Origin of the sequence: Leclercia sp. 119287 (genome assembly GCF_009734485.1) — a bacterium.
GTDB lineage: Bacteria > Pseudomonadota > Gammaproteobacteria > Enterobacterales > Enterobacteriaceae > Enterobacter > Enterobacter adecarboxylatus_C.
Genome location: NZ_CP046445.1, coordinates 865,067 through 891,987, shown reverse-complemented (window position 1 = coordinate 891,987; position 26,921 = coordinate 865,067). Strand labels below are relative to the sequence as shown.

General features: G+C 56.8%; 23 protein-coding genes. 8 read left to right on the top strand and 15 right to left on the bottom strand.

Annotated elements, in window-relative coordinates; translation table 11 throughout:
* Nucleotides 1–10: 10 nt before the first annotated feature.
* The 6 genes from ispU to rpsB form a co-directional block, all read right to left on the bottom strand.
* Nucleotides 11–769 carry a (2E,6E)-farnesyl-diphosphate-specific ditrans,polycis-undecaprenyl-diphosphate synthase gene (ispU, locus tag GNG27_RS04220; RefSeq protein WP_142488298.1) on the bottom strand — a complete coding sequence of 253 codons (759 nt, stop codon included), beginning with the start codon at nucleotides 767–769 and terminating at the stop codon, nucleotides 11–13.
* A 185-nt stretch (nucleotides 770–954) separates the two neighbouring features.
* The gene (ispC, locus tag GNG27_RS04215) at nucleotides 955–2,154 is read right to left on the bottom strand and encodes a 1-deoxy-D-xylulose-5-phosphate reductoisomerase (protein WP_142488297.1); all 1,200 of its coding nucleotides are present in this window, start codon (nucleotides 2,152–2,154) and stop codon (nucleotides 955–957) included.
* Between the two features lie 95 nt (nucleotides 2,155–2,249).
* The gene (gene frr, locus GNG27_RS04210; protein ID WP_032616614.1) at nucleotides 2,250–2,807 is read right to left on the bottom strand and encodes a ribosome recycling factor; all 558 of its coding nucleotides are present in this window, start codon (nucleotides 2,805–2,807) and stop codon (nucleotides 2,250–2,252) included.
* Between the two features lie 167 nt (nucleotides 2,808–2,974).
* Entirely contained in the window at nucleotides 2,975–3,700 is a 726-nt protein-coding gene (pyrH, locus tag GNG27_RS04205; protein WP_032616613.1) for a UMP kinase, read from the bottom strand.
* A 150-nt stretch (nucleotides 3,701–3,850) separates the two neighbouring features.
* Nucleotides 3,851–4,702 (bottom strand): translation elongation factor Ts, encoded by an 852-nt coding sequence (tsf, locus tag GNG27_RS04200; RefSeq protein WP_142488296.1) that lies wholly within the window; start codon nucleotides 4,700–4,702, stop codon nucleotides 3,851–3,853.
* Between the two features lie 117 nt (nucleotides 4,703–4,819).
* Nucleotides 4,820–5,545, bottom strand: coding sequence for a 30S ribosomal protein S2 (rpsB, locus tag GNG27_RS04195; RefSeq protein WP_032616611.1), 726 nt, complete (start codon nucleotides 5,543–5,545; stop codon nucleotides 4,820–4,822).
* Between the two features lie 321 nt (nucleotides 5,546–5,866).
* Between rpsB and map the strand changes: the two genes are divergently transcribed.
* The 4 genes from map (at nucleotide 5,867) to GNG27_RS04175 (ending at nucleotide 10,755) form a co-directional block, all read left to right on the top strand.
* A complete protein-coding gene (map, locus tag GNG27_RS04190; protein ID WP_156262942.1) occupies nucleotides 5,867–6,661 on the top strand; it encodes a type I methionyl aminopeptidase in 795 nt (264 codons plus the stop codon).
* Between the two features lie 62 nt (nucleotides 6,662–6,723).
* Complete coding sequence (gene glnD, locus GNG27_RS04185; RefSeq protein WP_142488294.1) at nucleotides 6,724–9,399, top strand: bifunctional uridylyltransferase/uridylyl-removing protein GlnD; 2,676 nt, start codon at nucleotides 6,724–6,726, stop codon at nucleotides 9,397–9,399.
* 30 nt (nucleotides 9,400–9,429) lie between these two features.
* Nucleotides 9,430–10,254: a 2,3,4,5-tetrahydropyridine-2,6-dicarboxylate N-succinyltransferase gene (gene dapD / locus GNG27_RS04180; protein ID WP_008501915.1), complete on the top strand. Its 825-nt coding sequence runs from the start codon at nucleotides 9,430–9,432 to the stop codon at nucleotides 10,252–10,254.
* Nucleotides 10,255–10,365: 111 nt separating this feature from the next.
* A complete protein-coding gene (locus GNG27_RS04175; RefSeq protein ID WP_032616607.1) occupies nucleotides 10,366–10,755 on the top strand; it encodes a DUF3461 family protein in 390 nt (129 codons plus the stop codon).
* A 94-nt stretch (nucleotides 10,756–10,849) separates the two neighbouring features.
* Here the strand turns inward: GNG27_RS04175 and cdaR are convergent, their stop codons facing one another.
* From cdaR to dgt, 3 genes are all read right to left on the bottom strand, one after another.
* Nucleotides 10,850–12,007 (bottom strand): DNA-binding transcriptional regulator CdaR, encoded by a 1,158-nt coding sequence (gene cdaR, locus GNG27_RS04170; protein WP_039030313.1) that lies wholly within the window; start codon nucleotides 12,005–12,007, stop codon nucleotides 10,850–10,852.
* 159 nt (nucleotides 12,008–12,166) lie between these two features.
* Nucleotides 12,167–13,597: a serine endoprotease DegP gene (gene degP, locus GNG27_RS04165; protein ID WP_142488293.1), complete on the bottom strand. Its 1,431-nt coding sequence runs from the start codon at nucleotides 13,595–13,597 to the stop codon at nucleotides 12,167–12,169.
* 130 nt (nucleotides 13,598–13,727) lie between these two features.
* Nucleotides 13,728–15,242: a dGTPase gene (gene dgt, locus GNG27_RS04160; RefSeq protein ID WP_156262941.1), complete on the bottom strand. Its 1,515-nt coding sequence runs from the start codon at nucleotides 15,240–15,242 to the stop codon at nucleotides 13,728–13,730.
* A gap of 82 nt (nucleotides 15,243–15,324) precedes the next feature.
* Between dgt and mtnN the strand changes: the two genes are divergently transcribed.
* Genes mtnN through GNG27_RS04145 form a run of 3 tightly spaced genes read left to right on the top strand, consistent with a single transcriptional unit; the run spans nucleotide 15,325 to nucleotide 17,457 of the window.
* The gene (gene mtnN / locus GNG27_RS04155; protein ID WP_156262940.1) at nucleotides 15,325–16,023 is read left to right on the top strand and encodes a 5'-methylthioadenosine/S-adenosylhomocysteine nucleosidase; all 699 of its coding nucleotides are present in this window, start codon (nucleotides 15,325–15,327) and stop codon (nucleotides 16,021–16,023) included.
* The gene (gene btuF, locus GNG27_RS04150; protein ID WP_142488290.1) at nucleotides 16,016–16,831 is read left to right on the top strand and encodes a vitamin B12 ABC transporter substrate-binding protein BtuF; all 816 of its coding nucleotides are present in this window, start codon (nucleotides 16,016–16,018) and stop codon (nucleotides 16,829–16,831) included. Before mtnN ends, btuF begins: the two co-directional genes overlap by 8 nt.
* A 2-nt stretch (nucleotides 16,832–16,833) precedes the next feature.
* Nucleotides 16,834–17,457, top strand: a complete 624-nt coding sequence (locus GNG27_RS04145; RefSeq protein WP_142488289.1) for a TRIC cation channel family protein — start codon at nucleotides 16,834–16,836, stop codon at nucleotides 17,455–17,457.
* A 40-nt stretch (nucleotides 17,458–17,497) separates the two neighbouring features.
* Here the strand turns inward: GNG27_RS04145 and erpA are convergent, their stop codons facing one another.
* Together erpA and clcA are read right to left on the bottom strand one after the other, a co-directional pair.
* Complete coding sequence (erpA, locus tag GNG27_RS04140) at nucleotides 17,498–17,842, bottom strand: iron-sulfur cluster insertion protein ErpA (RefSeq protein WP_142488288.1); 345 nt, start codon at nucleotides 17,840–17,842, stop codon at nucleotides 17,498–17,500.
* Between the two features lie 79 nt (nucleotides 17,843–17,921).
* A complete protein-coding gene (gene clcA, locus GNG27_RS04135; RefSeq protein ID WP_156262939.1) occupies nucleotides 17,922–19,298 on the bottom strand; it encodes a H(+)/Cl(-) exchange transporter ClcA in 1,377 nt (458 codons plus the stop codon).
* 177 nt (nucleotides 19,299–19,475) lie between these two features.
* On the opposite strand from clcA, the gene hemL reads away from it, so the two are divergent.
* Nucleotides 19,476–20,756 carry a glutamate-1-semialdehyde 2,1-aminomutase gene (gene hemL, locus GNG27_RS04130; RefSeq protein WP_142488286.1) on the top strand — a complete coding sequence of 427 codons (1,281 nt, stop codon included), beginning with the start codon at nucleotides 19,476–19,478 and terminating at the stop codon, nucleotides 20,754–20,756.
* 94 nt (nucleotides 20,757–20,850) lie between these two features.
* On the opposite strand, the gene fhuB is transcribed toward hemL, so the two are convergent.
* The 4 genes from fhuB to fhuA are packed head-to-tail and all read right to left on the bottom strand — an operon-like array spanning nucleotide 20,851 to nucleotide 26,815.
* Nucleotides 20,851–22,833 (bottom strand): Fe(3+)-hydroxamate ABC transporter permease FhuB, encoded by a 1,983-nt coding sequence (fhuB, locus tag GNG27_RS04125; protein WP_156262938.1) that lies wholly within the window; start codon nucleotides 22,831–22,833, stop codon nucleotides 20,851–20,853.
* The gene (gene fhuD / locus GNG27_RS04120) at nucleotides 22,830–23,717 is read right to left on the bottom strand and encodes a Fe(3+)-hydroxamate ABC transporter substrate-binding protein FhuD (protein ID WP_156262937.1); all 888 of its coding nucleotides are present in this window, start codon (nucleotides 23,715–23,717) and stop codon (nucleotides 22,830–22,832) included. Before fhuD ends, fhuB begins: the two co-directional genes overlap by 4 nt.
* Nucleotides 23,717–24,514: a Fe3+-hydroxamate ABC transporter ATP-binding protein FhuC gene (gene fhuC, locus GNG27_RS04115; RefSeq protein ID WP_142488283.1), complete on the bottom strand. Its 798-nt coding sequence runs from the start codon at nucleotides 24,512–24,514 to the stop codon at nucleotides 23,717–23,719. Before fhuC ends, fhuD begins: the two co-directional genes overlap by 1 nt.
* Nucleotides 24,515–24,568: 54 nt before the next feature.
* Nucleotides 24,569–26,815, bottom strand: coding sequence for a ferrichrome porin FhuA (fhuA, locus tag GNG27_RS04110; RefSeq protein WP_156262936.1), 2,247 nt, complete (start codon nucleotides 26,813–26,815; stop codon nucleotides 24,569–24,571).
* Between the last annotated feature and the right edge of the window lie 106 nt (nucleotides 26,816–26,921).

Sequence of the window (26,921 nt, the reverse complement as noted above, 5' to 3'; positions counted from 1 at the left end):
GCTACCCCCATCAGGCGTTGTCGCCACCAGGCTCGGTACCACCGAAACGACGCTCTCGATTAGCAAAGGCATGCAGCGCACCTTCAAAGTCTTGTTCATCAAAATCGGGCCAAAGAACATCTGTAAAGTAAAGTTCGGCGTAGGCAATTTGCCATAGCAAAAAGTTACTGATGCGATGTTCTCCCCCTGTCCTAATTACTAAATCCACGGGTGTCAGTTCACTCATGCAGATTTGCTGACTCAGCGCCTCTTCATCAATCTGGTCCGGCTGTAATAGCCCTTCCTGAACCTGTTCAGCCAAATGCCGTACACCCTGGACAATATCCCAACGTCCACCATAATTCGCCGCGATATTGAGCGTTAAGCCGGTATTTTGCCCGGTCAGCGCTTCCGCTTTACGAATGCGTTCCTGCAGACGTGAGTTAAAACGACTGGTATCCCCGATAATACGCAGGCGAACGTTGTGGCGGTGCAGGCTTTTTACTTCGCTGTCGAGCGCCCACACGAACAATTCCATCAACGCGCTAACTTCCTGCGCAGGTCGATTCCAGTTTTCACTGCTGAAAGCATAGAGCGTTAACGCGTCAATGCCGTTATTGGCGGCAAAAGAAACGGCGCGGCGAACAGATTTCGCCCCAGCTTTATGCCCAAAGGCTCGGATCTTCCCTTGTCTTTTCGCCCAGCGGCCATTGCCATCCATGATGATTGCGACATGACGACAGCCATGTGCTGGCAAGTTTTCGCTTATTGGTTGATTCGCAGACAACATAACGCGTTTTTGGTCCCTGAAAGGATTTAACGGTACTCAGGAATACTGAAGCCTTTACGTAAAAAAGCCGTGTCATACCACGGCTTACCTGACCACATAACGTCAACTACCCGCAATCAGGTGGCGCAGACTATATCACTGAAGCCCAACGCTAACAAATAGCATGACCACCCACGGCTGGATTATCACCAGCTTGCGAGGTGCGTCACCGCTTTTTGCGCCGTGAGCCTGGCTTTCGCATCGACGGTCAGCACATCATCCACACTTTGCGGCTCGCGCAAATCCATCGCCTCAAGAACAGACAGGTTCAGCGCAGCGATATCCGTAAAGCGGATCCGCTGTTCGAGGAAGGCGGCGACAGCAATTTCATTCGCCGCATTGAGGGCGGTTGTCGCCGCTTGTCCCTGCTCGAATGCCTCCATCGCCAGCTTCAGGCACGGATAGCGCTGATAATCTGGCGCACTGAACGTCAGCGCACTTAATTTGCAGAAGTCGAGCGGCTTAACGCCGGAGACCACGCGGTTTGGCCACGCCATCGTATGGGCGATAGGCGTACGCATATCGGGTTCGCCTAATTGCGCCATCACGCTGCCATCCCGATAACGGACCATGGAGTGGATCACCGACTGCGGGTGAATTAACACTTCCATCTGCGCTGCCGAGGCGTTAAACAACCAGCGGGCTTCAATGTATTCCAGACCTTTATTCATCATGGTGGCAGAATCCACGGAGATTTTACGCCCCATCGACCAGTTCGGATGACGACATGCCTGATCCGGGGTCATTGAGACCAGATCAGACAACGGCGTATCACGGAACGGGCCACCAGACCCGGTGAGCAAAATAGAAGAGACGCCATTCTGCTCCAGATCAGCGTACCCCAGGTTTTGCTGAAACGGTTGCGGTAAACTCTGAAAAATAGCGTTATGTTCGCTATCTACCGGCAAAAGTTGCGCGCCGCGCTGCTTTACCGCCTCCATAAACAGGCGTCCACAAGTCACCAGCGACTCTTTGTTGGCCAGCAACACCGTCTTCCCGGCATCGATCGCCGCCAGCGTTGGCAGCAGTCCTGCTGCGCCCACGATTGCCGCCATCACCTGGTCTACGTCATCCAGGGCGGCCATGTCGCAGGCAGCCCGTTGACCGCTTAATACCTCGGTCCGGCTGCCGTGCTCGGCCAGCAATGCTTTTACCTGGCGAGCACTCTCCTCGTCGTCCATAACCGCATAGCGTGGCGCAAACTCGAGACACTGCTCAACCATCCGCTGAACGTTTTTCCCGGCGACAAGCGCGGTCACGGTGTAGTGTTCAGGATTGTGGCGAACGACGTCGAGCGTGCTGCAACCGATGGAGCCGGTTGAGCCGAGGAGTGTTAATTGCTTCATGAATTATCCAGAAGTAGTGAAACCAGCAAAGCAAAACGCCGCCAGCAAAGCCCATCGGGCCTTCTGTACGGCGTTTTATCAGATTACGTCAGAAATCAGAACTGCATCAGTTCCGCTTCTTTTTCTGCCAGCGCCGCATCAAGTTTCTTGATTGCCGCATCGGTCAGTTTCTGCACGTCGTCCTGAGAACGGCGATCGTCATCTTCGCTGATCTCTTTGTCTTTCAGCAGCGCTTTCACTTTATCGTTCGCGTCACGGCGAACGTTACGCACGGCAACACGGCCCTGCTCTGCTTCACCACGTACCACTTTGATCAGATCTTTACGACGCTCTTCGGTCAGCGCAGGCAGTGGAACACGGATATCCGTGCCTGCGGAGCTTGGGTTCAGACCCAGATCGGATGCCATGATGGCTTTCTCAACGGCCGGGCCCATTGAACGATCGAAGACGTTAATTTTCAGCGTACGGGTATCTTCTACCGTCACCTGCGCCAGCTGACGCAGAGGGGTTGGCGTACCGTAGTATTCCACGACGATGCCATCCAGCAGGCTTGGAGAAGCACGGCCAGTACGAATTTTGCTGATTTGGGTTTTGAACGCTTCTACGCATTTGTCCATGCGTACTTCAGCATCTTTTCTGATGTCGTTAATCACGTTACGAATCCTTGGAAACTTGTCTCAGGCAGACTATCCACCAGCACATCGCTACAGGTGTGCTAAGTATAGTCGCGTTTAATTCATGACAACGCCAAAGGCGCGTCCAGGTAAGATATCACTACAAAGTAAAGCGGAATCTTACCTGTATTTATCGTCGACGGAAATTATTCCGTGATCAAAGTGCCTTCTTTTTCACCCATGACCACGCGACGCAGCGCGCCAGGCTTGTTCATGTTGAAGACACGGATCGGCAGTTTGTGGTCGCGAGCCAGCGTGAAGGCGGCAAGATCCATCACTTTCAGCTCTTTATCCAGCACTTCGCTGTAGGTCAGCTGATCGTACATGGTGGCAGCAGGATCTTTTGCCGGATCGGCAGTAAACACGCCATCTACTTTGGTCGCTTTCAGTACCACATCGGCTTCGATCTCAATACCACGCAGGCAGGCCGCGGAATCGGTGGTAAAGAACGGGTTACCCGTACCGGCGGAGAGGATCACCACGCGGTTGTTGCGCAGCAGGCTGATGGCTTCGGCCCAGCTGTAGTTATCGCACACGCCATTCAACGGAATAGCGGACATCAGGCGTGCATTCACATAGGCACGATGCAGTGCATCACGCATAGCCAGGCCATTCATGACCGTTGCCAGCATACCCATGTGGTCGCCCACCACGCGATTCATGCCTGCTTTTGCCAGACCCGCGCCACGGAAAAGGTTACCACCGCCAATGACTACGCCAACCTGGATGCCCAGTTCAACCAGTTCTTTGATTTCCTGCGCCATGCGGTCAAGGATGCTTGCGTCAATACCGAAGCCTTCCGACCCTTGCAGCGCTTCGCCACTCAGCTTAAGCAGAATGCGTTTGTAAACGGGTTTTGCATTGGTAGCCATATTTCTTTCCTGGGACTGTCAACGATTAAGATGGGGTTAATTCTGGCGACATGATATATCGCATCTCAACACAGACACTATAGGCGTCTGGCTGATTTACACATAACGTACACAAAAAGAAGCCGCCCTCAGGCGGCTTCTTTTCGCTGATTAAGACTGCTTGGACATTGCAGCAACTTCTGCTGCGAAGTCAGTCTCAACTTTCTCGATGCCTTCGCCCACTTCGAAGCGGATGAAGCCAGTTACGTCAGCGTTGTGCTCTTTCAGCAGCTGAGCAACAGTTTTGCTTGGATCCATAACGAAAGGCTGGCCAGTCAGAGAAACTTCGCCGGTGAATTTCTTCATGCGGCCTTCAACCATTTTCTCTGCGATTTCTTTTGGCTTGCCAGACTGCATGGCGATGTCCAGCTGAACCTGGTACTCTTTTTCTACAACTTCAGCAGACACGTCTTCTGGCTTAACGAATTCTGGCTTGCTTGCAGCGATGTGCATTGCCAGCTGTTTAACCAGCTCTTCGTCAGCGCCTTTAGCCGCAACCAGAACACCGATACGCGCGCCGTGCTGGTATGAACCCAGTACTTCGCCTTCCAGGGAAGAAACGCGACGGATGTTGATGTTCTCACCGATTTTAGCAACCAGGGCAACACGCTCTTCTTCGAACTGTGCTTTCAGAACTTCAACGTCGGTGATTTTGCCAGCAACAGCTGCGTCCAGAACTTTGTTAGCAAATGCCTGGAAACCGCCATCTTTAGCAACGAAGTCAGTCTGGCAGTTAACTTCCAGAATGATGCCGTAGGTGCCGTCGATCTTAGTGATGATCACGCCGTCAGCAGCAACGTTGCCTGCTTTCTTAGCTGCTTTGATCGCACCAGATTTACGCATGTTTTCGATTGCCAGCTCGATGTCGCCGTTCGCTTCAGTCAGCGCTTTTTTGCAATCCATCATGCCTGCGCCAGTACGCTCACGCAGCTCTTTTACCAGGGATGCGGTAATTTCAGCCATTCTTAAATCCTCGGGAGATGTGAACTGCCCGGCCAGAAGCCAAACAGTATAAATTGAAAAAAGGGGCCGATAATTGGCCCCTATTCATACACGGTACTAATAAGGGGTAGAACCTTATTATTCAGCTTCTACGAAGCTTTCTTCCGCCTGAGAAGCCAGATCCTGGGAACGGCCTTCACGAACGGTAGCAGCTACAGCGCTCAGGTACAGGCTAACAGCACGGATTGCATCGTCGTTACCCGGGATAACGAAGTCAACACCGTCCGGATCGGAGTTGGTATCAACGATTGCGAATACTGGGATACCCAGGTTGTTAGCTTCTTTGATTGCGATGTGCTCGTGGTCAGCATCGATAACGAACAGCGCGTCTGGCAGGCCGCCCATATCTTTGATACCGCCCAGGCTGTTTTCCAGCTTGTCCAGCTCACGAGTGCGCATCAGCGCTTCTTTTTTGGTCAGCTTTTCGAAAGTACCGTCCTGAGACTGGGTTTCCAGATCTTTCAGGCGCTTGATAGACTGACGAACGGTTTTCCAGTTAGTCAGCATACCGCCCAGCCAGCGATGGTTCACGAAGAACTGGTCGCAGCTGTTAGCAGCTTCTTTCACAGCTTCGCTTGCAGCGCGCTTAGTACCAACGAACAGAATCTTACCTTTACGGGAAGAGATCTTGTTCAGCTCAGCCAGGGCTTCGTTGAACATTGGTACAGTTTTCTCAAGGTTGATGATGTGAACTTTGTTACGTGCGCCGAAGATGAAAGGCTTCATTTTCGGGTTCCAGTAACGGGTCTGGTGACCGAAGTGAACACCAGCCTTGAGCATGTCGCGCATGGAAACAGTTGCCATGTTTTAAAACCTCTATTTAAAAGTTGGGGTTATGCCTCCACGTATCCCATATTACCGACCCCAAAGGGCACCCCGGAATATGTGCCGATACGTGTGTGTTGTTACACAAAGTGAGATTTGTCGCTCCCGTCCATCCTGTGTATCTGAAATGGATCGGAAGTCCGGCGCGCTTTATACCACAAAATGCTACCCGAAACCAACAATTGTTGGCGGTGTGTGCGGTGAAGGAATCTCAATTTGGCAGCATGTGCGCCAGACTGATACCATTGACAACACTTAGACTAGTATTGTCGAAAAAAACGACACTGATGGACAGATTACATGGCTATCTCTATTAAGACACCTGAAGAAATTGAAAAAATGCGCGTCGTCGGTCGTCTGGCCGCTGAAGTGCTGGAAATGATCGAGCCATTCGTCAAACCGGGCGTCAGCACCGGCGAGCTGGATCGCATCTGTAATGATTACATCGTGAACGAGCAGCAGGCAATCTCCGCTTGCCTTGGCTACCACGGCTTCCCGAAGTCAGTCTGCATCTCTATTAATGAAGTGGTCTGCCACGGTATCCCGGATGACGAAAAGCTGCTGAAAGATGGCGACATCGTTAACATCGACGTCACCGTCATTAAAGACGAGTACCACGGTGACACCTCTAAGATGTTCATCGTCGGCAAACCGACCATTCTGGGCGAGCGCCTGTGTAAAGTGACCCAGGAAAGCCTCTACCTGGCACTGAAGATGGTCAAGCCAGGCATTCGCCTGCGTACCCTCGGTGCGGCTATCCAGAAATTCGTTGAAGCAGAAGGTTTCTCCGTGGTGCGCGAATACTGCGGTCACGGTATTGGCCGCGTCTTCCATGAAGAGCCACAGGTTCTGCACTATGATGCAGACGACGGCGGCGTGGTGCTGCAGGCGGGCATGACCTTCACCATCGAGCCAATGGTCAACTCGGGCGACTACCGCATCCGTACCATGAAAGATGGCTGGACGGTGAAAACCAAAGACCGGAGCTTGTCTGCCCAGTATGAGCATACTATTGTGGTGACCGACAACGGCTGCGAAATTCTGACGTTACGCAAGGATGACACTATCCCGGCGATACTCTCGCAAGACGCATGATAAGAAGCCGGCAAATGCCGGCTTTTTTAATGGCTATCGTTTTTTCTTATGGGTGGCGCGCAATGAGTAACCTTTTACCCGAACAGTATGCCAATACGGCCCTCCCCACCCTGCCTGGCCAGCCGGATAACCCCGGCGTCTGGCCGACGGCCGAGCTGACCTGCGCCGGCATCAAAGCGCATATCGATACCTTCCAGCGCTGGCTGGGTGACACCTTTGACAGTGGGATCTCCGCTGAAGCGCTTATCGAAGCGCGCACGGAATTTATCGATCAGCTCCTGCAGCGCTTATGGATTGACTACGGTTTTGGTCAGCTGGGCGATGTGGCGCTGGTCGCCGTCGGCGGCTATGGCCGCGGCGAGCTGCATCCCCTTTCAGATATCGACCTGCTGATCCTGAGCCGGAAAAAGCTGCCTGACGAACAGGCGCAGAAGATCGGCGAGCTGCTGACCCTGCTGTGGGACGTTAAGCTTGAAATCGGCCACAGCGTGCGCACCCTGGAAGAGTGTCTTCTGGAGGGGTTATCCGATCTCACCGTCGCCACCAACCTGATTGAATCGCGCCTGCTGATTGGCGACGTGGCCCTGTTCCTTGAGCTGCAAAAGCACATCTTCAGCGACGGCTTCTGGCCCTCGGAGAAGTTCTTCGCCGCCAAGGTCGATGAGCAGCAGGTGCGCCACCAGCGCTACCACGGCACCAGCTATAACCTGGAGCCGGATATCAAAAGCAGCCCCGGCGGCCTGCGCGATATCCATACCCTGCAGTGGGTGGCCCGCCGCCATTTCGGCGCCACCTCGCTGGATGAGATGGTCGGTTTTGGTTTTCTCACCGAAGCCGAACGTACCGAGCTGAATGAGTGTCTGCATCTGCTGTGGCGCATCCGTTTTGCCCTGCATCTGGAAGTGACCCGCTACGATAACCGCCTGCTGTTTGACCGTCAGTTGAGCGTCGCCCAGCGCCTGCACTACAGCGGTGAGGGCAACGAACCGGTTGAGCAGATGATGAAGGACTTCTTCCGCGTCACCCGCCGCGTGGGGGAACTGAATCAGATGCTGTTGCAGCTGTTCGACGAGGCGATCCTGGCTCTCACCGCGGATGAAAAACCGCGCCCGATAGATGATGAATTCCAGCTGCGCGGCACCTTAATCGATCTGCGCGACGAGACGCTGTTTATCCGTAAGCCGGAAGCGATCCTGCGCATGTTCTACGCCATGGTGCGTAACAGCACCATCACCGGGATCTACTCCACTACCCTGCGCCACCTGCGCCACGCCCGCCGCCACCTGACTCAGCCTCTGTGCTACATCCCGGAAGCACGGTCGCTGTTCCTGAGCATGTTGCGCCACCCTGGCGCGGTAAGCCGCGGGCTGCTGCCGATGCACCGTCACAGCGTGCTCTGGGCCTATATGCCGCAGTGGTCGCATATCGTCGGCCAGATGCAGTTTGACCTGTTCCATGCCTATACCGTTGACGAACACACCATCCGCGTAATGCTGAAGCTGGAAAGTTTCGCCCAGGAGGAGGTGCGCAGCCGTCACCCGCTCTGCGTTGAACTCTGGCCGCGCCTGACCAACCCGGAGCTGATCCTGATTGCCGCCCTGTTCCATGATATCGCCAAAGGGCGCGGCGGCGACCACTCAATCCTCGGCGCGGAAGACGTGCTGAAATTTGCCGAGCTGCATGGGCTCAATTCGCGCGAAACGCAGCTGGTGGCCTGGCTGGTTCGCCATCACCTGCTGATGTCGGTCACCGCTCAGCGGCGCGATATTCAGGATCCCGAGGTCATCAAACAGTTTGCCGAAGAGGTGCAGACCGAGAATCGCCTGCGTTTCCTGGTCTGCCTGACGGTGGCGGACATCTGCGCCACCAACGAGACGCTGTGGAACAGCTGGAAGCAGAGCCTGCTGCGCGAACTTTACTTCGCCACCGAGAAGCAGCTGCGTCGCGGCATGCAGAGCACGCCGGACATGCGCGAACGCGTGCGTCATCACCAGATGCAGGCCCTGGCGCTGTTACGGATGGAGAATATAAATGAAGAGGCGCTGCATCTGATCTGGGCGCGCTGTCGCGCCAACTATTTTGTACGCCACAGCCCGAACCAGCTGGCCTGGCACGCCCGTCATCTGTTACAGCACGATCTGACCAAACCGCTGATCCTGCTCAGCCCGCAGGCAACCCGCGGGGGAACGGAGATCTTTATCTGGAGCCCCGATCGCGCTTACCTGTTTGCCGCGGTCTGCGCCGAACTCGACAGACGTAACCTCAGCGTACACGACGCGCAAATCTTCACTACCCGCGACGGCATGGCGATGGATACCTTTATCGTGCTGGAGCCGGACGGCAGTCCGCTGTCCGCGGATCGTCACGAGCCGATTCGCTACGGGCTGGAGCAGGCGATCACCCAGCACAGCTGGCAGCCACCGCAACCGCGTCGACAGCCGGCGAAACTGCGCCACTTTACCGTCGATACCGAGGTCAATTTCCTGCCGACGCATACCGACCGGAAATCCTTCCTCGAGCTGATCGCCCTTGACCAGCCAGGGCTGCTGGCCCGGGTCGGGCAGGTGTTTGCCGATCTGGGAATTTCGCTGCATGGGGCCAGAATTACAACCATTGGCGAGCGAGTAGAAGATTTATTTATAATCGCCACAGCCGACCGTCGTGGGCTTAATAATGCCCTGCAACAGGAAGTGCAACAACGGTTGACAGCAGCCCTCAATCCAAACGATAAAGGGTGATGTTTTTTTTTACCTGGAAAGAGTTGAACTATGCAGCAGTTACAGAACGTTATTGAGTCCGCTTTTGAGCGTCGCGCCGAAATTACTCCGGCAAATGTGGATACCGTGACCCGCGAGGCGGTCAATCAGGTGATTTCTCTGCTTGATTCCGGCGCGCTGCGTGTAGCCGAAAAGATCGACGGTCAGTGGGTCACTCACCAGTGGCTGAAGAAAGCGGTACTGCTCTCTTTCCGTATTAACGATAACCAGGTTATCGACGGTGCGGAAAGCCGCTACTTCGATAAAGTCCCGATGAAATTCGCTGATTACGACGAAGCGCGTTTCCAGAAAGAAGGTTTCCGCGTGGTACCACCGGCAGCCGTTCGTCAGGGCGCATTCATCGCCCGCAACACCGTGCTGATGCCGTCCTACGTGAACATCGGCGCTTACGTTGATGAAGGCACCATGGTGGATACCTGGGCAACCGTGGGTTCCTGTGCGCAGATCGGTAAAAACGTACACCTCTCCGGCGGCGTGGGTATTGGTGGTGTTCTGGAGCCGCTGCAGGCGAACCCGACCATTATCGAAGACAACTGCTTCATCGGCGCGCGCTCCGAAGTGGTTGAAGGCGTGATCGTGGAAGAAGGCTCCGTGATCTCCATGGGCGTTTATATCGGCCAGAGCACCCGTATTTACGATCGCGAAACCGGCGAAGTGCATTACGGTCGCGTACCGGCGGGTTCCGTAGTGGTATCCGGTAACCTGCCATCAAAAGATGGCAAATACAGCCTGTACTGTGCGGTGATTGTCAAAAAAGTCGATGCAAAAACCCGCGGCAAAGTTGGCATCAACGAACTGCTGCGTACCATCGATTAATCGGGTATAACAAAAAGCGGGGGCAACCCCGCTTTTTTTATATCTCAGGGTGGCGAAAATAGATTTTTTCGTGAATTATTCATGGGTTATGTTGAGATCAAGGGTACCGCTATGTACGATAATCTGAAAAGTCTGGGCATTACTAATCCTGATGAAATTGACCGTTACAGCCTCCGTCAGGAAGCCAACAACGATATCCTGAAAATCTATTTCCACAAGGATAAGGGCGAGTTCTTCGCCAAGAGCGTGAAGTTCAAGTACCCGCGCCAGCGTAAAACTGTCGTTGCCGATGGCATCGGTCAGGGTTACAAAGAGGTGCAGGAGATCAGCCCGAATCTGCGCTATGTGATTGATGAGCTGGATCAGATTTGCCAGCGCGATCGCACTGAAGTGGATCTGAAGCGGAAGATCCTGGATGACCTGCGTCATCTGGAAAGCGTCGTTGCCCACAAGATCACGGAAATCGAAGCGGATCTTGAGAAGTTGACCCGTAACAAGTAACCCGTCGCTGTGTGCCGGGTGGCGGCTTCGCCTTACCCGGCCTACATTCGTGGTTTTGTAGGCCCGGTAAGCGCAGCGCCACCGGGCGATTCACTCACCGCTGCTCATCCAGTTGCAACGCCACATACAGCAACAGCCGGTCGTCAAAATTCCCCAGATCCAACCCCGTTAGCTCCGAAATACGGTTCAGGCGGTACTCCAGCGTATTGCGGTGAATAAAAAGTGCCTTTGACGTGGCCAGCGGCTGCACGTTATGACGGAACCACGCCTGCAGCGTACGCCGCAGCAGGCCGTTGTTATCCATCGCTTTCAGACGTACCAGCGGACGGGCCAGTTCGTTGGCCTGCCAGCCGCCGCGCAGGCTGTCCAGCAGCACCGGCAGCATCAAATCCTGATAAAAATAGCTGCGGTTTTCCGGCATACGCTGCTTGCCGACCATCATTGTGGTACGGGCCGTACGCCAGGAGCGGGCAATGCTGCCCGGGCCGGTAAAGTAGTTGCCTAATGCCACCCGGAAACGCAGTTGTCCGTTCTCTTTCATCCGCGCAATCAGCTGTTCCACGCGCCGACGGTGATCTTCCGCATCCCAGCGACCAAACTGGTTTAACGCCGGTTTGAGTACCACCATCTCGGTCAGCGAGACGATCGCCACCAGGTTATTGCGCTCCGGCGTCGCCAGCGCGTTCTGCAGCTGCTGTAGCTCAACCATCGCGCTATCGACTCCCAGCTGACCGCTGTCGACCTCAATCACCGCCACCACGCGGGGCTGGTTGAGATCGATGCCCAGCCGCTGCGCCCACTCGGTCAGCGCCGGGGTATGCTCTTCCGCCTGGATCAGGTTCATGACCAGCTCTTCACGCAGGCGGCTGTCCTGCGCCAGAAGGTGCATCAGGCGGGATTGTTCCAGCATCATTTCTGCCGTCATACAGACCAGCTCACCGTATTTGCGCAAAGACTCCGGCTCACCGGTCAGACCGATCACCCCGACAATCTCACCTTCCAGACGCAGCGGCAGGTTGATCCCCTGGCGCACGCCATGCAGATGCCGCGCCACCGCGTCATCAATATCCACCACGCGCCCCTGAGAGAGCACCAGCAGCGCACCTTCGTGCAATTCCCCAATACGCTCGCGATCGCCACTGCCGATGATCCGGCCACGTGCGTCCATCACGTTGATATTGGTGTCGATGATGCGCATTGTTCGCGCCACGATATCCTGCGCCATTTTGGTATCAAGATGCCAGCCAGCCATGTCGCCCTCCTCTGAGCAGAGCTCAAGCATAAGGAAGATTAATCAGGGCCGCATTGTGCGAATGCACAAACTGTGAAGGAGAAGTATGGACTTGTGGAAAGGTTCACAGAAAGGAATGAAAAAGCCCCTGTTTCCAGACAGAAACAGGGGCAGAACAGATTACTGCATCAGCAGATAAAGAGAGGTATCGCCACGCTGGATATTCAACGCCAGCACCGAGGGTTTGCTGTCGAGAATTTTGCGCAGTTCAGCGATGTTCTTAACCGGCTGCTGGTTGGCGCCGATAATCACATCCCCTTTCTTCAGGCCAATACGGGCAGCCGGGCTGTTGGCTTTGACGTTATCCACAGATACGCCTTTATCCTGCCCTTTATTGCTCATATCCGCACCTTCGATACCGCTGAAGATAGTGCCGGCATCCACCTGGTTCTGGCTGCTCTGCTGCAGTTCCAGCTGCACGTTCACCGGTTTACCTTCACGCAGCAGACCCAGGCTCACTTTGCTGCCCACCGGCATAGAGCCGACTTCTGCACGCAGTGCCGCGAAGCTGCTCACCGGTTTGCCGTTCAGGGTAGTGATCACGTCCCCGGCCTTGATCCCCGCTTTCGCCGCGGAGGAGTTTGGCATCACCTGGCTGACAAAGGCGCCGCGCTGGGCATCAACCTTCATCGCTTTCGCCAGCTCGGAGTTCAGCTCGGTGCCGAGAATACCCAGCTCGCCGCGTTTCACCTGGCCAAACTCGACCATCTGTGCGGTCAGGTTTTTCACCATGTTGCTTGGGATCGCAAAGCCAATCCCGATGTTGCCGCCGTCCGGGGCGAGGATCGCGGTGTTAATCCCGATCAGCTCACCGTTCAGGTTGACCAGCGCGCCACCGGAGTTACCGCGGTTTATCGCCGCATCGGTCTGGATAAAGTTTTCATAGTTTTCCGCATTCAGGCCGCTACGACCGAGGGCAGAAACGATACCGGAGGTCACCGTCTCACCCAGACCAAACGGGTTACCGATTGCCACGGTGTAATCCCCGACGCGCAGGGCATCAGAGTCGGCCAGCTTAATTGCCGTCAGGTTTTTTGGATCCTGAATCTGTATCAGCGCGATATCAGAGCGCGGATCCTTCCCGACGATTTTGGCATCAAGCTTGCGCCCGTCGCTCAGCTGAACCTTGATGCTGCTGGCATTGTCCACCACGTGGTTGTTGGTGACCACATAGCCTTTGGCCGCATCAATGATCACACCGGAACCCAGCGCCATAAACTTCTGCTGCTGACCGCCGCCGTTGCCATCACCCGCCCCGCCCTGGCAGAACGGTGAGCTCTGGAACGGGGAACCTTCCTGGCAGAACGGCGAGTTATCACCGAAGAACTGCTGGAAGTTACGCGGCATGCGCGGCGTGTTGACGGTGGTGCTGCCTTCAACGTTGATACTCACTACCGACGGCATCACTTTTTCCAGCATCGGTGCCAGGCTTGGCATCTGTTGCGCAGTGGCTGCGGAAGAGACGGTCTCTGCTGCGCTGGCAGACAGAGGGGATAACGCTAAACCTAAACTCAGAGCCAGTGCACTCATTGCTAAAGTGGTTTTTTTCATGTTTCTTAATCTCGATTTACAGGTCACGCACAATTGCTGTGTATATCAGATTCGTTTCGACGCGCTTAGTTCCGGCATTAAGTTTCTGGAAAAAGTAAAAATTTATTGGCCGTCTTTACAAAACTCCGCCTTATTCCACCGCCATCAACTTGCGGTATTCATCCCAGGCATATAAGTCTGTCATTCCGCTGATATAGTCCTGAATCAGGCGACAGCGATAATAAAACTCCAGTACCGGCCAGTCTGGCTGCTGGCGGTTAAATTTACTGACCGACTCAACATAAGCCAGCCGATGGCGCGGCGAAAGTTTGTGAAATAGCCGGGATTCAATCGGAAAACGGCGGACCCGCTCTTTTTCTACCAGTTCGCTGAACTCCTCGGCGGATAATTGCAGCAGTGGACGGTAGATCTCCAGCAGGCCGGTTATCACCCGATAGCCCTGTAATTCCAGCTGTTCGACCTCCGGATGGCTGAACACATGCCGCATGGCGACATTTTTATAGAGTTCAAGCAGTTGGCTAAAGCTGCTGTCATCTTCCAGCAGCGCATGATTAAACTCGCCGTGGTAAATTTGTTCAATGTTGTCGATAAAGCGCTCAGCCGCGTAGGGCACCAGTTTATTTAATGTATTGACGCGTAAATACATAAAGAACTGATCTTCGGTGCTACGACTGAGGGAATTGGAGCGCGATTTCTCCCAGGCATTTTCGACAACCTGTGAGAACAAGGACCCTTTCTCGTGGTTACCCCAGGCATCATAAAGATGCTGATAAAGCCCCTCGACGCTGAATATTCTTTTTTCAACCGCATCTTCCAGATCGGCCACACAATAGGAAATATCGTCTGCCGCTTCCATAATCCAGGTCAATGGAAAACGGGCATACTGCGTGAGGGAAAGTTCCTGCCGGAGCCGCTCGATATACGCCTCTTCCGAGAAATAGTAGCCCGGTTTTTTCATTAAATAATTGTGCGTCGCGGGAGGTTCACCCTGCCACCAGGCGGGACGGGTATATTTCAGGATGCACCCTACCTGCGCCCAGGTAAGATTCATGCGCATCAGGGAGTGCACCAGACGGATGCCCTGCGCATTGCCTTCAAAATGACACAGATCCTGACGCACCTTGCGCCGCAGCCCGTTCAGGGTCTCTTCGCCATCACGCAGCCGCAGAGCCTGAACCACGCAGCGATCGTCGCTCAGCGGCTGGCTGGCGGCCTCGGAGGGGAACAGGCGCTGGCGGAACCAGTCGTTGATGGCCGCTTCGCCAAAATGACCAAAGGGGGGATTGCCGATGTCGTGCATCAGGCACGCCATCTCAACGATACTTTCGAACGGCCCGGTCAGCTCATCCAGCCCGTAGGTTTCCAGCAGGCGCTGCTCCTTGAGGCGGCTTAAGATCTCTTTGGCGATATAGCGCCCAACCTGCTGCACCTCCAGCGAATGGGTCAGGCGGGTGCGCACGGCGGCGTTGCGTTCGAGGGGAAAGACCTGCGTTTTTTGCTGCAGGCGGCGGATCGCCGGCGAGTTAACGATGCGTCCGCGGTCGCTTTCGAAAATCCGCAGGATCTCATGTTCGTTCTTGTTCCCCTGCGGAGAGCGGTACCGGCGATGCCAGTTAATTTTGGTGCGAAAATCGATTGGTGCCATATGCTCCCCCGCGTGAGAATGCGTTTCCCCTAAATCGCATGATAGACTATGCATCTTAACAAGGCACATCGCGAGTAAATCTATGAAAATCGGTATTATTGGAGCAATGGAAGAAGAAGTTACGCTGCTGCGTGACAAAATTGAGAACCGCCAGACCCTCTCTCTGGGTGGTTGCGAGATTTATACCGGCACGCTGAACGGTACAGAAGTTGCTCTGCTGAAATCCGGTATCGGTAAAGTCTCCGCCGCGCTGGGCGCTACCCTTCTGCTGGAGCGCTGCAAGCCAGACGTGATCGTTAACACCGGCTCTGCGGGCGGCCTGGCGCCAACCCTGAAAGTGGGCGATATCGTGGTTTCTGACGAAGCGCGCTATCACGACGCCGATGTGACCGCCTTCGGTTACGAGTACGGCCAGCTCCCGGGCTGCCCGGCCGGTTTTAAAGCCGACGAAAAACTGGTTGCCGTTGCAGAAAGCTGCATCGCGGAACTGAACCTCAACGCCGTGCGTGGCCTGATTGTCAGCGGCGATGCCTTTATCAATGGCTCCGTGAACCTGGCGAAAATCCGTCATAACTTCCCTCAGGCGATTGCCGTTGAGATGGAAGCAACCGCCATTGCCCACGTCTGCCATAACTTCAGCGTGCCCTTCGTGGTAGTTCGCGCCATCTCCGACGTCGCGGATCAGCAGTCTCACCTGAGCTTCGACGAGTTCCTCGTGGTCGCAGCCAAACAGTCCAGCCTGATGGTTGAGACCCTGGTGCAGAAACTGGCGCGTGGCTAAGCCGCTCCTCAGGGCGCTGCTGGCGCTGTTTCTGCTGACACCGGCGTGGCTTCTGGCCGCGCCGCGTGTTATCTCCCTCTCCCCAGCCAATACCGAGCTGGCCTTTGCCGCCGGGATCACCCCCGTCGGGGTCAGCAGCTTTTCCGACTATCCCCCTGAGGCGGCAAAGATTGAGCAGGTCGCTACCTGGCAAGGCATGAATGTCGAACGTATCGTCGCCCTGAAGCCCGATCTGGTGCTGGCCTGGCGCGGCGGTAATGCAGAACGTCAGGTGAACCAGCTGGCCTCGCTGGGGATAAAAGTGCAGTGGATCGATGCCACCAGCATTGAACAGGTCGCGCAGGCCCTTCGCGATCTCGCCCCCTGGAGCCCGACGCCAGACCAGGCCCGACAGGCCGCACAGCAGATGCTCAACGATTATGCAGCCTTAAAAGCCACCTACGCCACCCTGCCGAAAAAGCGGGTATTTATCCAGTTCGGCCAACAACCTCTGTTCACGACCAGCCAGGGGTCCCTGCAACATCAGGTCATTGAGCTCTGTGGCGGGGAAAACATTTTTGCCGCCAGCCGTGTTCCCTGGCCCCAGGTGAGCCGCGAGCAGGTTCTGGCGCGCCAGCCTCAGGCGATTGTGGTAGGCGGTTCGGCGGGCGATATTCCTAAAATAGAACAGTACTGGCAAAGCCAGCTAAAAATACCCGTGATTGCGCTGAACAGCGACTGGTTTGAGCGCGCAAGCCCGCGTATTATCCTCGCCGCAAAACAACTCTGCTCTGCGCTGTCGCAGAGCCACTCATTTTCCCGAGGATGATAATGCTCGTTTATTGGCTGGATATTCTTGGCACAGCCGTTTTTGCGATCTCCGGCGTTCTGCTGGCCGGTAAATTACGCATGGATCCGTTTGGCGTGCTGGTGTTAGGGGTGGTCACCGCCGTGGGCGGAGGGACGATCCGCGATATGGCGCTCGATCATGGCCCGGTATTCTGGGTCAAAGATCCTACCGATCTGGTGGTCGCTATGGTCACCTGTATGTTAACCATTATCCTCGTCCGTCAGCCGCGTCGCCTGCCGAAATGGCTACTGCCGGTGCTGGATGCGGTTGGCCTCGCGGTGTTTGTCGGTATTGGCGTCAACAAAGCCTTTATGGCCGGCACCGGCCCGATGGTGGCGATCTGTATGGGAGTGGTCACCGGCGTGGGCGGCGGGATTATTCGCGATATTCTGGCGCGCGAAGTGCCGATGATCCTGAGAACGGAAATCTACGCCACGGCCTGCATTCTGGGTGGGATCGTTCACGCTACGGCCTGGTACACCTTTCACGTTCCGCTGGAACAGGCGGCGATGCTGGGGATGGTAGTTACTCTGGGGATCCGCCTGGCGGCAATCCGCTGGCACCTGAAGCTGCCAACCTTTGCGCTGGATGAGAATGGAAGATAGCGAACAGGCCCGGTAAGCGAAGCGCTACCGGGCATTACAGTCAAATGCTGAACGACGATCCACACCCGCAGGTGCTGGTTGCGTTCGGGTTAGTCACCACAAAGCGGGAACCTTCCAGACCTTCGGTGTAGTCCACCGCGCCGCCCACCAGATACTGCAGGCTCATCGGGTCAACGACCAGCGCGACGCCCTGCTTCTCAATGGTCATGTCGCCGTCGTTAACCTGATCGTCAAAGGTGAAACCATACTGGAAGCCGCTACAGCCGCCGCCCGTAATGTAAACACGTAATTTCAGCGCCGGGTTGTCTTCATCGGCAATCAGGTCTTTTACTTTTTTGGCTGCTGCTTCGGTAAACTGCAACGGCAGCGCTACGTCATCACTCATCTTATGCTCCCATGAATACTGCTAGTGGGTAAAAATCACCCAATTCTTGTTGTCATTATCTAATACCCTGGTAATTCATTCAAGTATTCTGCTTCGCCAGGGTACGGGCAAGAATGGTGGAGTATAGCGGTTTTCCGCCGAGAAACTGGGCTAATAGTGTGGCCCCCAGGCAGGTAATGATCATTGGCAAAATGAGCTGGTAATTGTCGGTCATCTCCAGTACCAGCACGATGCCGGTCAGCGGCGCGCGCAGCGATGCCGCCAGCAGCGCCCCCATTCCGGCGATGGCAAAGGTGCCGGCCTCAAGATGATACGCCGGGAAACCTGCGGCAGCGGCCATGCCAAAGGCCGTACCCAGCAACGTGCCTAATGCCAGCATCGGGGCAAAAATGCCGCCAGGGGCGCCGGAAGAGAAGCAGAGTACGGTGGTGATGACCCGGGAGATAAACATAAACAGCAGCAGGCCGATGCTGAAATTACCCGCCGCCGCAATGGGGATCAGGCCAAAGCCACCGCCAGCCGCGTTGGGTTCGATAAAGCCCAGCACGCCGCACACGCCCCCGAGCAGGCCGCCCACTAGCACCCATTTGGTCGTATTGCCGCCGTGGATCCGCTGGAACATATCCTGAGCACGAATAATAAGGGCATTAAACAACGGGCCTACAATGCCAAAAACCATGCCAAGGATCAGATACAGCCACAGCGTATTGACCGGCGCGTTGGTCAATTTGCCCACCTCAATGACCGCCCCTTCGCCATTGAAAAGCCGAAAGACAATGCTCGACATAATTACGCCGGTAAAGACCGCTTTAATCGAGATCAGGTTATAGCGAAACTGAGCGCGCATCTCTTCGATGATAAACAGGATCCCCGCCAGCGGGGCATTAAACGCGGCGGAAAGCCCCGCGGCGGCACCGGTTGCCAGCAACGTATGGCGTGCTTCCGCGCTGCGCATTCTGAACAGGTCGCTGACCATACGGCCAATATTACCGCCCAGCTGTACGGTCGGCCCTTCCCGCCCGAGCACCATCCCTGCGCCAAGCGTCCCCATACCGCCGATAAACTTCACGGGGAGTACGCGCCACCAGCGGACCGGACGCAGCTCTTCGAGCGCCCCTTCTATCTCAGGGATCCCCGACCCGCCCGCTTCCGGAGCGAATCTACGCACCAGAAAATAACCGACCATCGCGAACAGGGCAGATAAACCAAAGGCCAGGATCCAGACCAGCCCTTCACGATCGGCATAACCCGCAACGGTGCCAATACGCCAGTTAAGCACGCCATTGACGGCCTTTTCGAATGCGACGCCTACCAGGCCCGCCAGGGTGCCGACAACGGCTGCGCCCAGCAAAATCGCCAGCGGTGTTTTATCGCGGTTGAGCAGCCGTCGGACGCTGATACGGTATCGCGCCCGCGCAAACTGTTGTTCTTCAAATGAGGGAGAATCTGCTTTCATTGCCTGTTATCTTTCGTCATACAAATAGCCGCAGGGATTTTACCAGAGACCGCCCAGCCGTCTCCTGAAAATTGCTTAACAATTGTTAATGCATTACCAGGGTAAAAATTTCATAACCTTCAACGAATCACTTAGAATAGTGGGCTTAATCATTTTATACGAGCCAGGAACGACGCCATGAGCAAGTCTGAAAACCTCTACAGTGCAGCCCGCGAGCTTATCCCTGGCGGTGTTAACTCCCCGGTCCGTGCCTTTACCGGCGTGGGCGGTACACCGCTGTTTATCGAACGTGCCGATGGCGCCTATCTGTACGATGTGGATGGCAAAGCCTATATCGATTATGTCGGCTCATGGGGCCCGATGGTGCTGGGCCACAACCACCCGGCGATCCGCAACGCGGTGATTGAAGCGGCGCAGCGCGGGTTAAGTTTCGGTGCACCGACCGAGATGGAAGTGAAAATGGCGGCGCTGGTGACCGAGCTGGTGCCGACCATGGATATGGTCCGCATGGTGAACTCCGGTACCGAAGCGACCATGAGCGCCATCCGTCTGGCTCGCGGTTTTACCGGCCGCGACAAAATCATCAAGTTCGAAGGCTGCTACCACGGTCACGCGGACTGCCTGCTGGTGAAAGCCGGTTCCGGCGCGCTAACTCTCGGCCAGCCGAACTCCCCGGGCGTGCCGGCAGACTTCGCGAAGCACACCCTGACCTGCACCTATAACGATCTCGATTCGGTGCGTGCGGCATTTGAACAATATCCGCAGGAGATCGCCTGCATCATCGTCGAACCGGTGGCAGGCAACATGAACTGCATTCCACCGCAGCCTGGCTTCCTGCAGGGGCTGCGTGCGCTGTGCGACGAGTTCGGCGCGCTGCTGATCATCGACGAAGTGATGACCGGTTTCCGCGTTGCCCTGGCGGGTGCGCAGGCGTATTACGACGTAGTGCCGGACCTGACCTGCCTGGGCAAAATCATCGGCGGCGGTATGCCGGTAGGCGCCTTTGGCGGCCGCAGAGAGGTGATGGACGCTCTGGCGCCAACCGGTCCGGTCTATCAGGCCGGTACGCTCTCCGGTAACCCGATTGCCATGGCGGCAGGTTTCGCCTGTCTGAACGAAGTGGCGCAGCCGGGTATCCATACCACCCTCACCGAGCGCACCACGCAGCTGGCAAACGGCCTGCTGGACGCGGCTGAAGACGCAGGTATTCCGCTGGTGGTAAACCACGTTGGCGGCATGTTTGGCATCTTCTTCACCGAAGCGAAAACCGTGACCCGCTATCAGGATGTGGTGAAGTGCGACGTTGAGCGCTTCAAGCGTTTCTTCCATCTGATGCTGGAGGAAGGTGTCTATCTTGCACCGTCAGCGTTTGAGGCAGGCTTTATGTCGGTCGCGCACAGCGAAGAGGATATCAATAACACCATAGACGCGGCGCGTCGGGTGTTTGCGAAGCTCTGAGTTGTGGGTTGCCGGGTGGCGGCTTCGCCTTACCCGGCAAACAAAAATCTTCGGACCGTAGGCCGGGTAAGCGTTAGCGCCACCCGGCATTTTTTTACCGGCTCTGTTTCCGCAGCAGATAGATAAAGTACGGCGCACCGATAAAGGTGGAAAGCAGCCCCGCCGGGATCTGATACGGGAACAGCACCATCCGGCCGCACCAGTCGGCGAACACCAGCAGGATCCCCCCCGTTAGCGCCGACATCACAATGTGCGGCATCGTCCGGCGGAACCCCATCATCCGCGCGATATGCGGTGCCATCAGCCCAATAAAGCTCAGCGGACCAATCGTCAGGGTGGCGGTGGCCGTCAGCGATGCCGCCAGCAGCAGCAGGCCGATGCGCGAGGCGCTCAGCGCCATTCCCACCGAACGGGCAGTATCGCCCCCCAGCGGCAGCACCGTCAGCCAGCGACGGCACAGCGGCACCAGCGCCAGCAGGACAATCATCGCCAGCCCGGTGCTCACCACCTGTTCGGTGGTGGCGTTATAGGTTGATCCGGCAATCCAGGTCAGGATCTGCGCCATACGCGGATCGCCGCTGGCCTGCAGCATCATCAGCAGCATGGTGAAGGCGGTGCTCAGCGCCATCCCCGCCAGCAACATCCGGTGCGGCGAGAAGCCACCTCGTCCGGCGGCAATCATAATGATCAGCAGCGTGACCGCCGCACCGATACTGCCTGCGGGCATCAGCCAGCCGAAGGCATTACCCGGCACGAAAAAGAGCATCAGCACCACGCCGAACGCCGCCCCGGAGCTGATCCCCAGCACTTCCGGGCTCGCCATCGGGTTGCCGGTCAGACGCTGGATAATGCACCCGGCGACCGCCAGCATCACCCCGGCAATCAGCGCGGCGAAAATACGCGGCGCGCGCCACGGCAGCAGCTCATCAAGCATCGCCCCGCTCGCCCAGTGCCAGCCCTCTGCATCCCGGCCAAACGCCAGCGCCGCAATCACCACCAGCAGCAGTACCGCGCCGCCCGCCAGGGCAAACCACAGCACGTGGTGACGCTCCGCCTGTACCTTATCTCCGGCGTTCATCGCCGGGGCACTCATGCTGCGCAGGCGCGGCAGCAGCCACAGCAGCAGCGGCGCACCGATCAGCGCGGTCACGGAACCGGTAGAGACTTCCATCCATACGCGCGTCAGCCAAAGGATCACCTGGTCAGAGAGCCAGAGGATCAGCGCACCAATCAGCGGGGCGAGGATCAGGCGGGAGAACAAGCGCCGCGCGCCGAGCATTTTTGCCAGCAGCGGTGCGAACAGGCCGATAAACCCGATGATGCCCACCGCATTTACCAGCAGGGCACTGATGACAATCGCCAGCGTCAGCGCCGCCAGACGGGCCAGCGACAGCGCCAGGCCGAGATTGCGCGCCACGCCATCGTCAAGCCCCATCAGGGTCAGCGGGCGCAGCAGCAGCAGGGTCAGCAATACGCCGCCGAGCAGCTGCGGCCACAGGCGCTGAACGATGCTCCAGTCGGTCTGCGTCAGCGTCCCGGTGCTCCAGAGGAACATGCTCTGCAGCTGGTCGTGATGGAAAATCACTAAAAGCTGGTTAACCGCCCCGCAGTAGAGGCTGACCACCAGGCCTGCCAGAATCAGCGTGACCGGCGAGAGGCGTTTACCCCAGGCCACGCCAAAGACAATCGCCCCCACCACGCAGGCGCCCACCAGCGCGGCAAACTGCGGTGCCAGTGCCCCCGGCAGCGCCCACAGGGTGATGATGGTCATCCCCAGCTGCGCCCCGGTTGCCACCCCCAGGGTGGTCGGTTCCGCCAGCGGGTTACGCAGCACCTGCTGGAAGAGCACACCCACCAGACCCAGCCCGGCACCCACCAGCAGCGAGATCGCCAGCCGCGGCAGCAGGCTGTAGTGGAACAGCATCTGTTGAATATTGTCGATATCCGGGGCGACCAGCGCGCTGCCCCACTGGCTGCGCGGCAGCGCAATGTTCAGGTTCCACCAGGTTAAGCCCAGCGCAACGATCAGCAGCAGTGCCATTAGCAGCGCCGGGAAAAAGGCTATCCGTGACCTCATGCCTGGCCTCCCAATGCGCTATCCAGCACGCGGGCAAAGTGCATGGCCGACAGGGTCGCGCCGTAGAACCACACCGCCGGGACGCGCTTAACGCGCTGCTGGCGGACAAAGGGCATCGCCTGCCACAGCGGCGTCGCCATCAAGGCCTGCATCTCGCGCTCGTTGCCGTGATCGAAGCACAGCACGTCCACATCGCGGAACATGGCCAGACGGTCGATACCGACGGCGGTGCTGCCCCAGAAGGTCATCTCCCCTTCCCAGGCGTTTTTAATCCCATAGCGATCCAGCACTTCCTGGAACAGGCAGTTATTGCCAAACACCAGCATATGGCGGGCATCGAGCAGGGTGACCATCAGCAGCGGGCGATCGCCGCGGCCGGCAAAACGGGGTTTGTAGCTGTCAATCACGCTGTCGAAATGATCGAGATGCTCGCGGGCCGCCGCTTCCATATTCAGCAGCTGCGCCATCTCGCTTAAGGATTTACGGGCGTTGGTCAGCGGTTTTTTGCCGTCGCTAAAGGCGAACCCGCGCCCCGGCGCAATCCGCGCTAGCTTCTCTTCCGACGGACCGTACCCGGCCGACCAGACCAGATAAGAAGGTTTCATCTGGGTGAGCAGTTCGAGGTTCGGCTCGGTACGCAGGCCAATGTCGATCACCGATTCCGGCAGGCGAGGCTCGTTTACCCACAGGGTGTAGTTAGGAATGTCGGCCACGCCGTAGGGGGTAACGCCGAGCGCCAGCAGCAGCTCGACCGGCAGCCACTCGAGGGCCACAATCCGATGGGGATCGACGGCGGCATGCGCCGTGCCCATTTTCCACAGCAGCGGCGAAAGGGCCATCGCCGTCAACAGTCGACGACGGCTAATGTGTGTTAACTCAGGCATCAATAGACAAAGCTCACCGGTGCCGCTCCGGCAGGATGCGGCAGAATACCCATTGGAATTCCGTAAATATGTTCCAGCGTTTCACTGCGCATCAGCTCGGCTGGCGTGCCCTGGGCGATCATCTCGCCACCGCGCAGCGCCACCAGATAGTCGCAGTAACGCGCCGCCATGTTGATATCATGCAGCACCGCAATCACCGTGAGGCCGCGCTGCTGGCTTAAGCGATGCACCAGCGCCAGCACGTCCACCTGATGGGCAATGTCCAGCGCCGAGGTCGGCTCATCCAGCAGTAAACAACGGCTGTCCTGCGCCACCAGCATGGCGATCCACGCCCGCTGGCGCTCGCCGCCGGACAGGCTATCCACCAGACGATGAGCCAGCGGCTTTAAACCCACCAGCGCAATCGCCTCTTCCACTTTCTCGCGATCGGCTACGCCGAAGCGGCCCAATGCACCATGCCAGGGATAACGGCCAATCGCCACCAGTTCGCGGACGGTCATGCCCTCCGCCTGCGGCAGCTGCTGCGGCAGATAGGCCACCTTGCGGGCAAAGGCTTTGCTGTTCCAGCTCTCCAGCGGCTGTCCGTCGAGCAGAATATCTCCCTCGGACGGCGACTGATGGCGGCCAAGCATTTTCAGTAAGGTGGATTTGCCGGAGCCGTTATGGCCGATCAGGCCTGTCACCTGGCCTGCGGGAAAGGTCAGCGAAAGCGGATGCAGCAGCGTGCGTCCGGGAACGCGAAAGGAGACGCCATCAAGCGCAAAAGTGGTATCGGATTGCGGGTTGTTTTCCTGCATGTTAGCCAACTTAAGTAAAGAAAAGGGCACGAAAATCGTGCCCAAGTTTAAAGGTTAGAAGCGGAAGGTCGCGGTCGCAACAACCTGGCGTTCTGCACCCCAGAAGCAGCCATAGGTGTTGAAGCAGCTGGCGACGTATTCACGATCCAGCAGGTTGTTCACGTGCAGCGCCACGTTCGAGCCCGCCATACCAACACGCGCCAGATCGTAACGGACCAGCGCATCCATGACCGCATAGCTGCCCACCTTGAAGGAGTTCGCCGGATCGCCATAGCTGGAGCTGGAGAAGCGACCGCCGGTACCCAGGGTCAGGCCGGAGAGTGCGCCATCATAGAAGGTGTAATCCCCCCACAGAGAGGCCATGTGCTCAGGCACCTGCGCTGGCGTGTTGCCTTTATAGCTGGTGTCGGTGGTGTATTCCACGTCGGTATAGGTATAAGAACCGACCACGTTGACGCTGGCAGACAGGGCTGCTTTGGCTTCGATTTCCACACCACGGGCGCGGATCTCGCCGCCTTCAACCGAGAAGAACGAGCCCGCAGGATCGGCCATCAGGTTGTTGGTTTTGGTCAGCTGATACAGCGCACCGGTCAGAACGATCGGACGATCGTTCGGCACATACTTCACGCCCACTTCGTACTGCTTGCCTTTCGACGGGGCAAACGGCTTGCCTTGTGCGTCGGACTGGGAAGACGGTTCAAAGGATTCGCTGTAGCTGAGGTAAGGGGTAATGCCGTTGTCGAACAGGTAGTTAACACCGCCACGCCAGGTGAACTGATTGTCATCACGCGACGCAGTGGTACCCGCAACACGGTTAATGGAGTCCTGTTCGGCCCAGTCGTAACGGCCGCCCAGGGTGACCAGCACTTTATCCCACTGCGCCTGATCCTGAACGTAGAGGCCAGTTTGCTTCTGCTTGTTCATCACCTGATACGGTTCTAACGCCCCAGGATGCGCACCGAAATCGAAATCGGTGTATACCGGGTTGTAGAGATCCAGCGGCGGGACGGAACCGTCATAGCCAAACCAGGAGTTGATGTCATTACGCATACGCATAAAGTCAACGCCGGTCAGCAGGGTATGGTCAACCTCACCGGTAGCGAATTTGCTCTGCAGCTGGGTATCCACGGTGAAGCTCTGCAGCTTCTCATCGTCAACGACATATCTACGTGCCAGGTAGTGGCCTTTGTCCGCAGGTGACAACGCATTACACAGGGCGTTGCCGCTGTTCGCCGCATCGGAGCAGACGCCGTAACCATATACGCTGTTCTGCGAGGTTTTGTTCTCGGCAAAACGCAGGTTCTGACGCACGGTGAAGGTGTCGTTAAACTCGTGATCGAAGCTATACCCGACCATTTTCTGGTTACGGGAATAGGTATTATTTTTCACCCCTTCGTTGAAGTCGGTCGACAGACGATCGCCGTTTGGCAGCGGATCAACCGTCCCCTCTTTTGGCAGCCAGCCGTAGTAACCGGTCTCCGGTTCGTTCTGGAAATAAGAGAGGAAAGTGAAGTTCGTTTTATCAGATGGACGCCATGAGAAGGACGGCGCAATGGTATAACGCTGCTCTTCCGCACGCTCCTGCTGGGCGTTGTTGGAACGCGCCAGGCCCGTCAGGCGATAAGAGTAGACGCCGTCATCATCCAGCGCATCGCTGAAGTCAAACCCGGTCTGGAACAGGCTGTCCGTTCCGACCTTGAACTGGATCTCTTTCAGCGGTTCTGTCAGCGGGCGTTTGCTGACCATGTTCAGCAGGCCACCCGGGCTGCTTTTTCCGTACAGAACGGAGATCGGCCCGCGCATCACTTCCGCGCGCTCGATCATATAAGGATCAATTACCGCGTCGTTATAGAAGTTGCCCTGCATCTTCATGCCGTCGAGGTAGTTGTTCTGGCTTTGGCCATCGGCAGCAAAACCACGAATAATCAGGTAGTCATAGGTGTTAGACGCACCGCGGGTACCCACTGCCACCCCTGGCGTGTAGCTCAGTGCTTCTTTGACCGAGCGTGGCTGGTGCAGCGCCATCTCTTCCGCGGTTACCACGGAAATCGACTGCGGTACCTTCTCAATGGAGGTATCGGTCTTGGTCCCGGTGGCGGACTGGCGTGCCGCGATAGTCGCTGCAGGACCCCAGGCGCTCTCCTGCGGAGCAGGCGCTGCGGTTACGGTGATGGTTTCTTCTTTTTTAGGGGTGTCAGCAGCCTGGGCATAAGCAGACATGCCGCTAACCGCTGTGGCTACAACGACCGCGATTTTACGCAGCGAAGATTGCATTGGCTGAGCAGTTTTTGAAAGCGCCATTGGTATGTCTCTTTGAAAGAGTGAATGATAACGTAAACGAGAATTATTATTATGACCGCAGCATATTATGCGAAACGCAGACGGCATAGCAAGTGATATGCGGCCC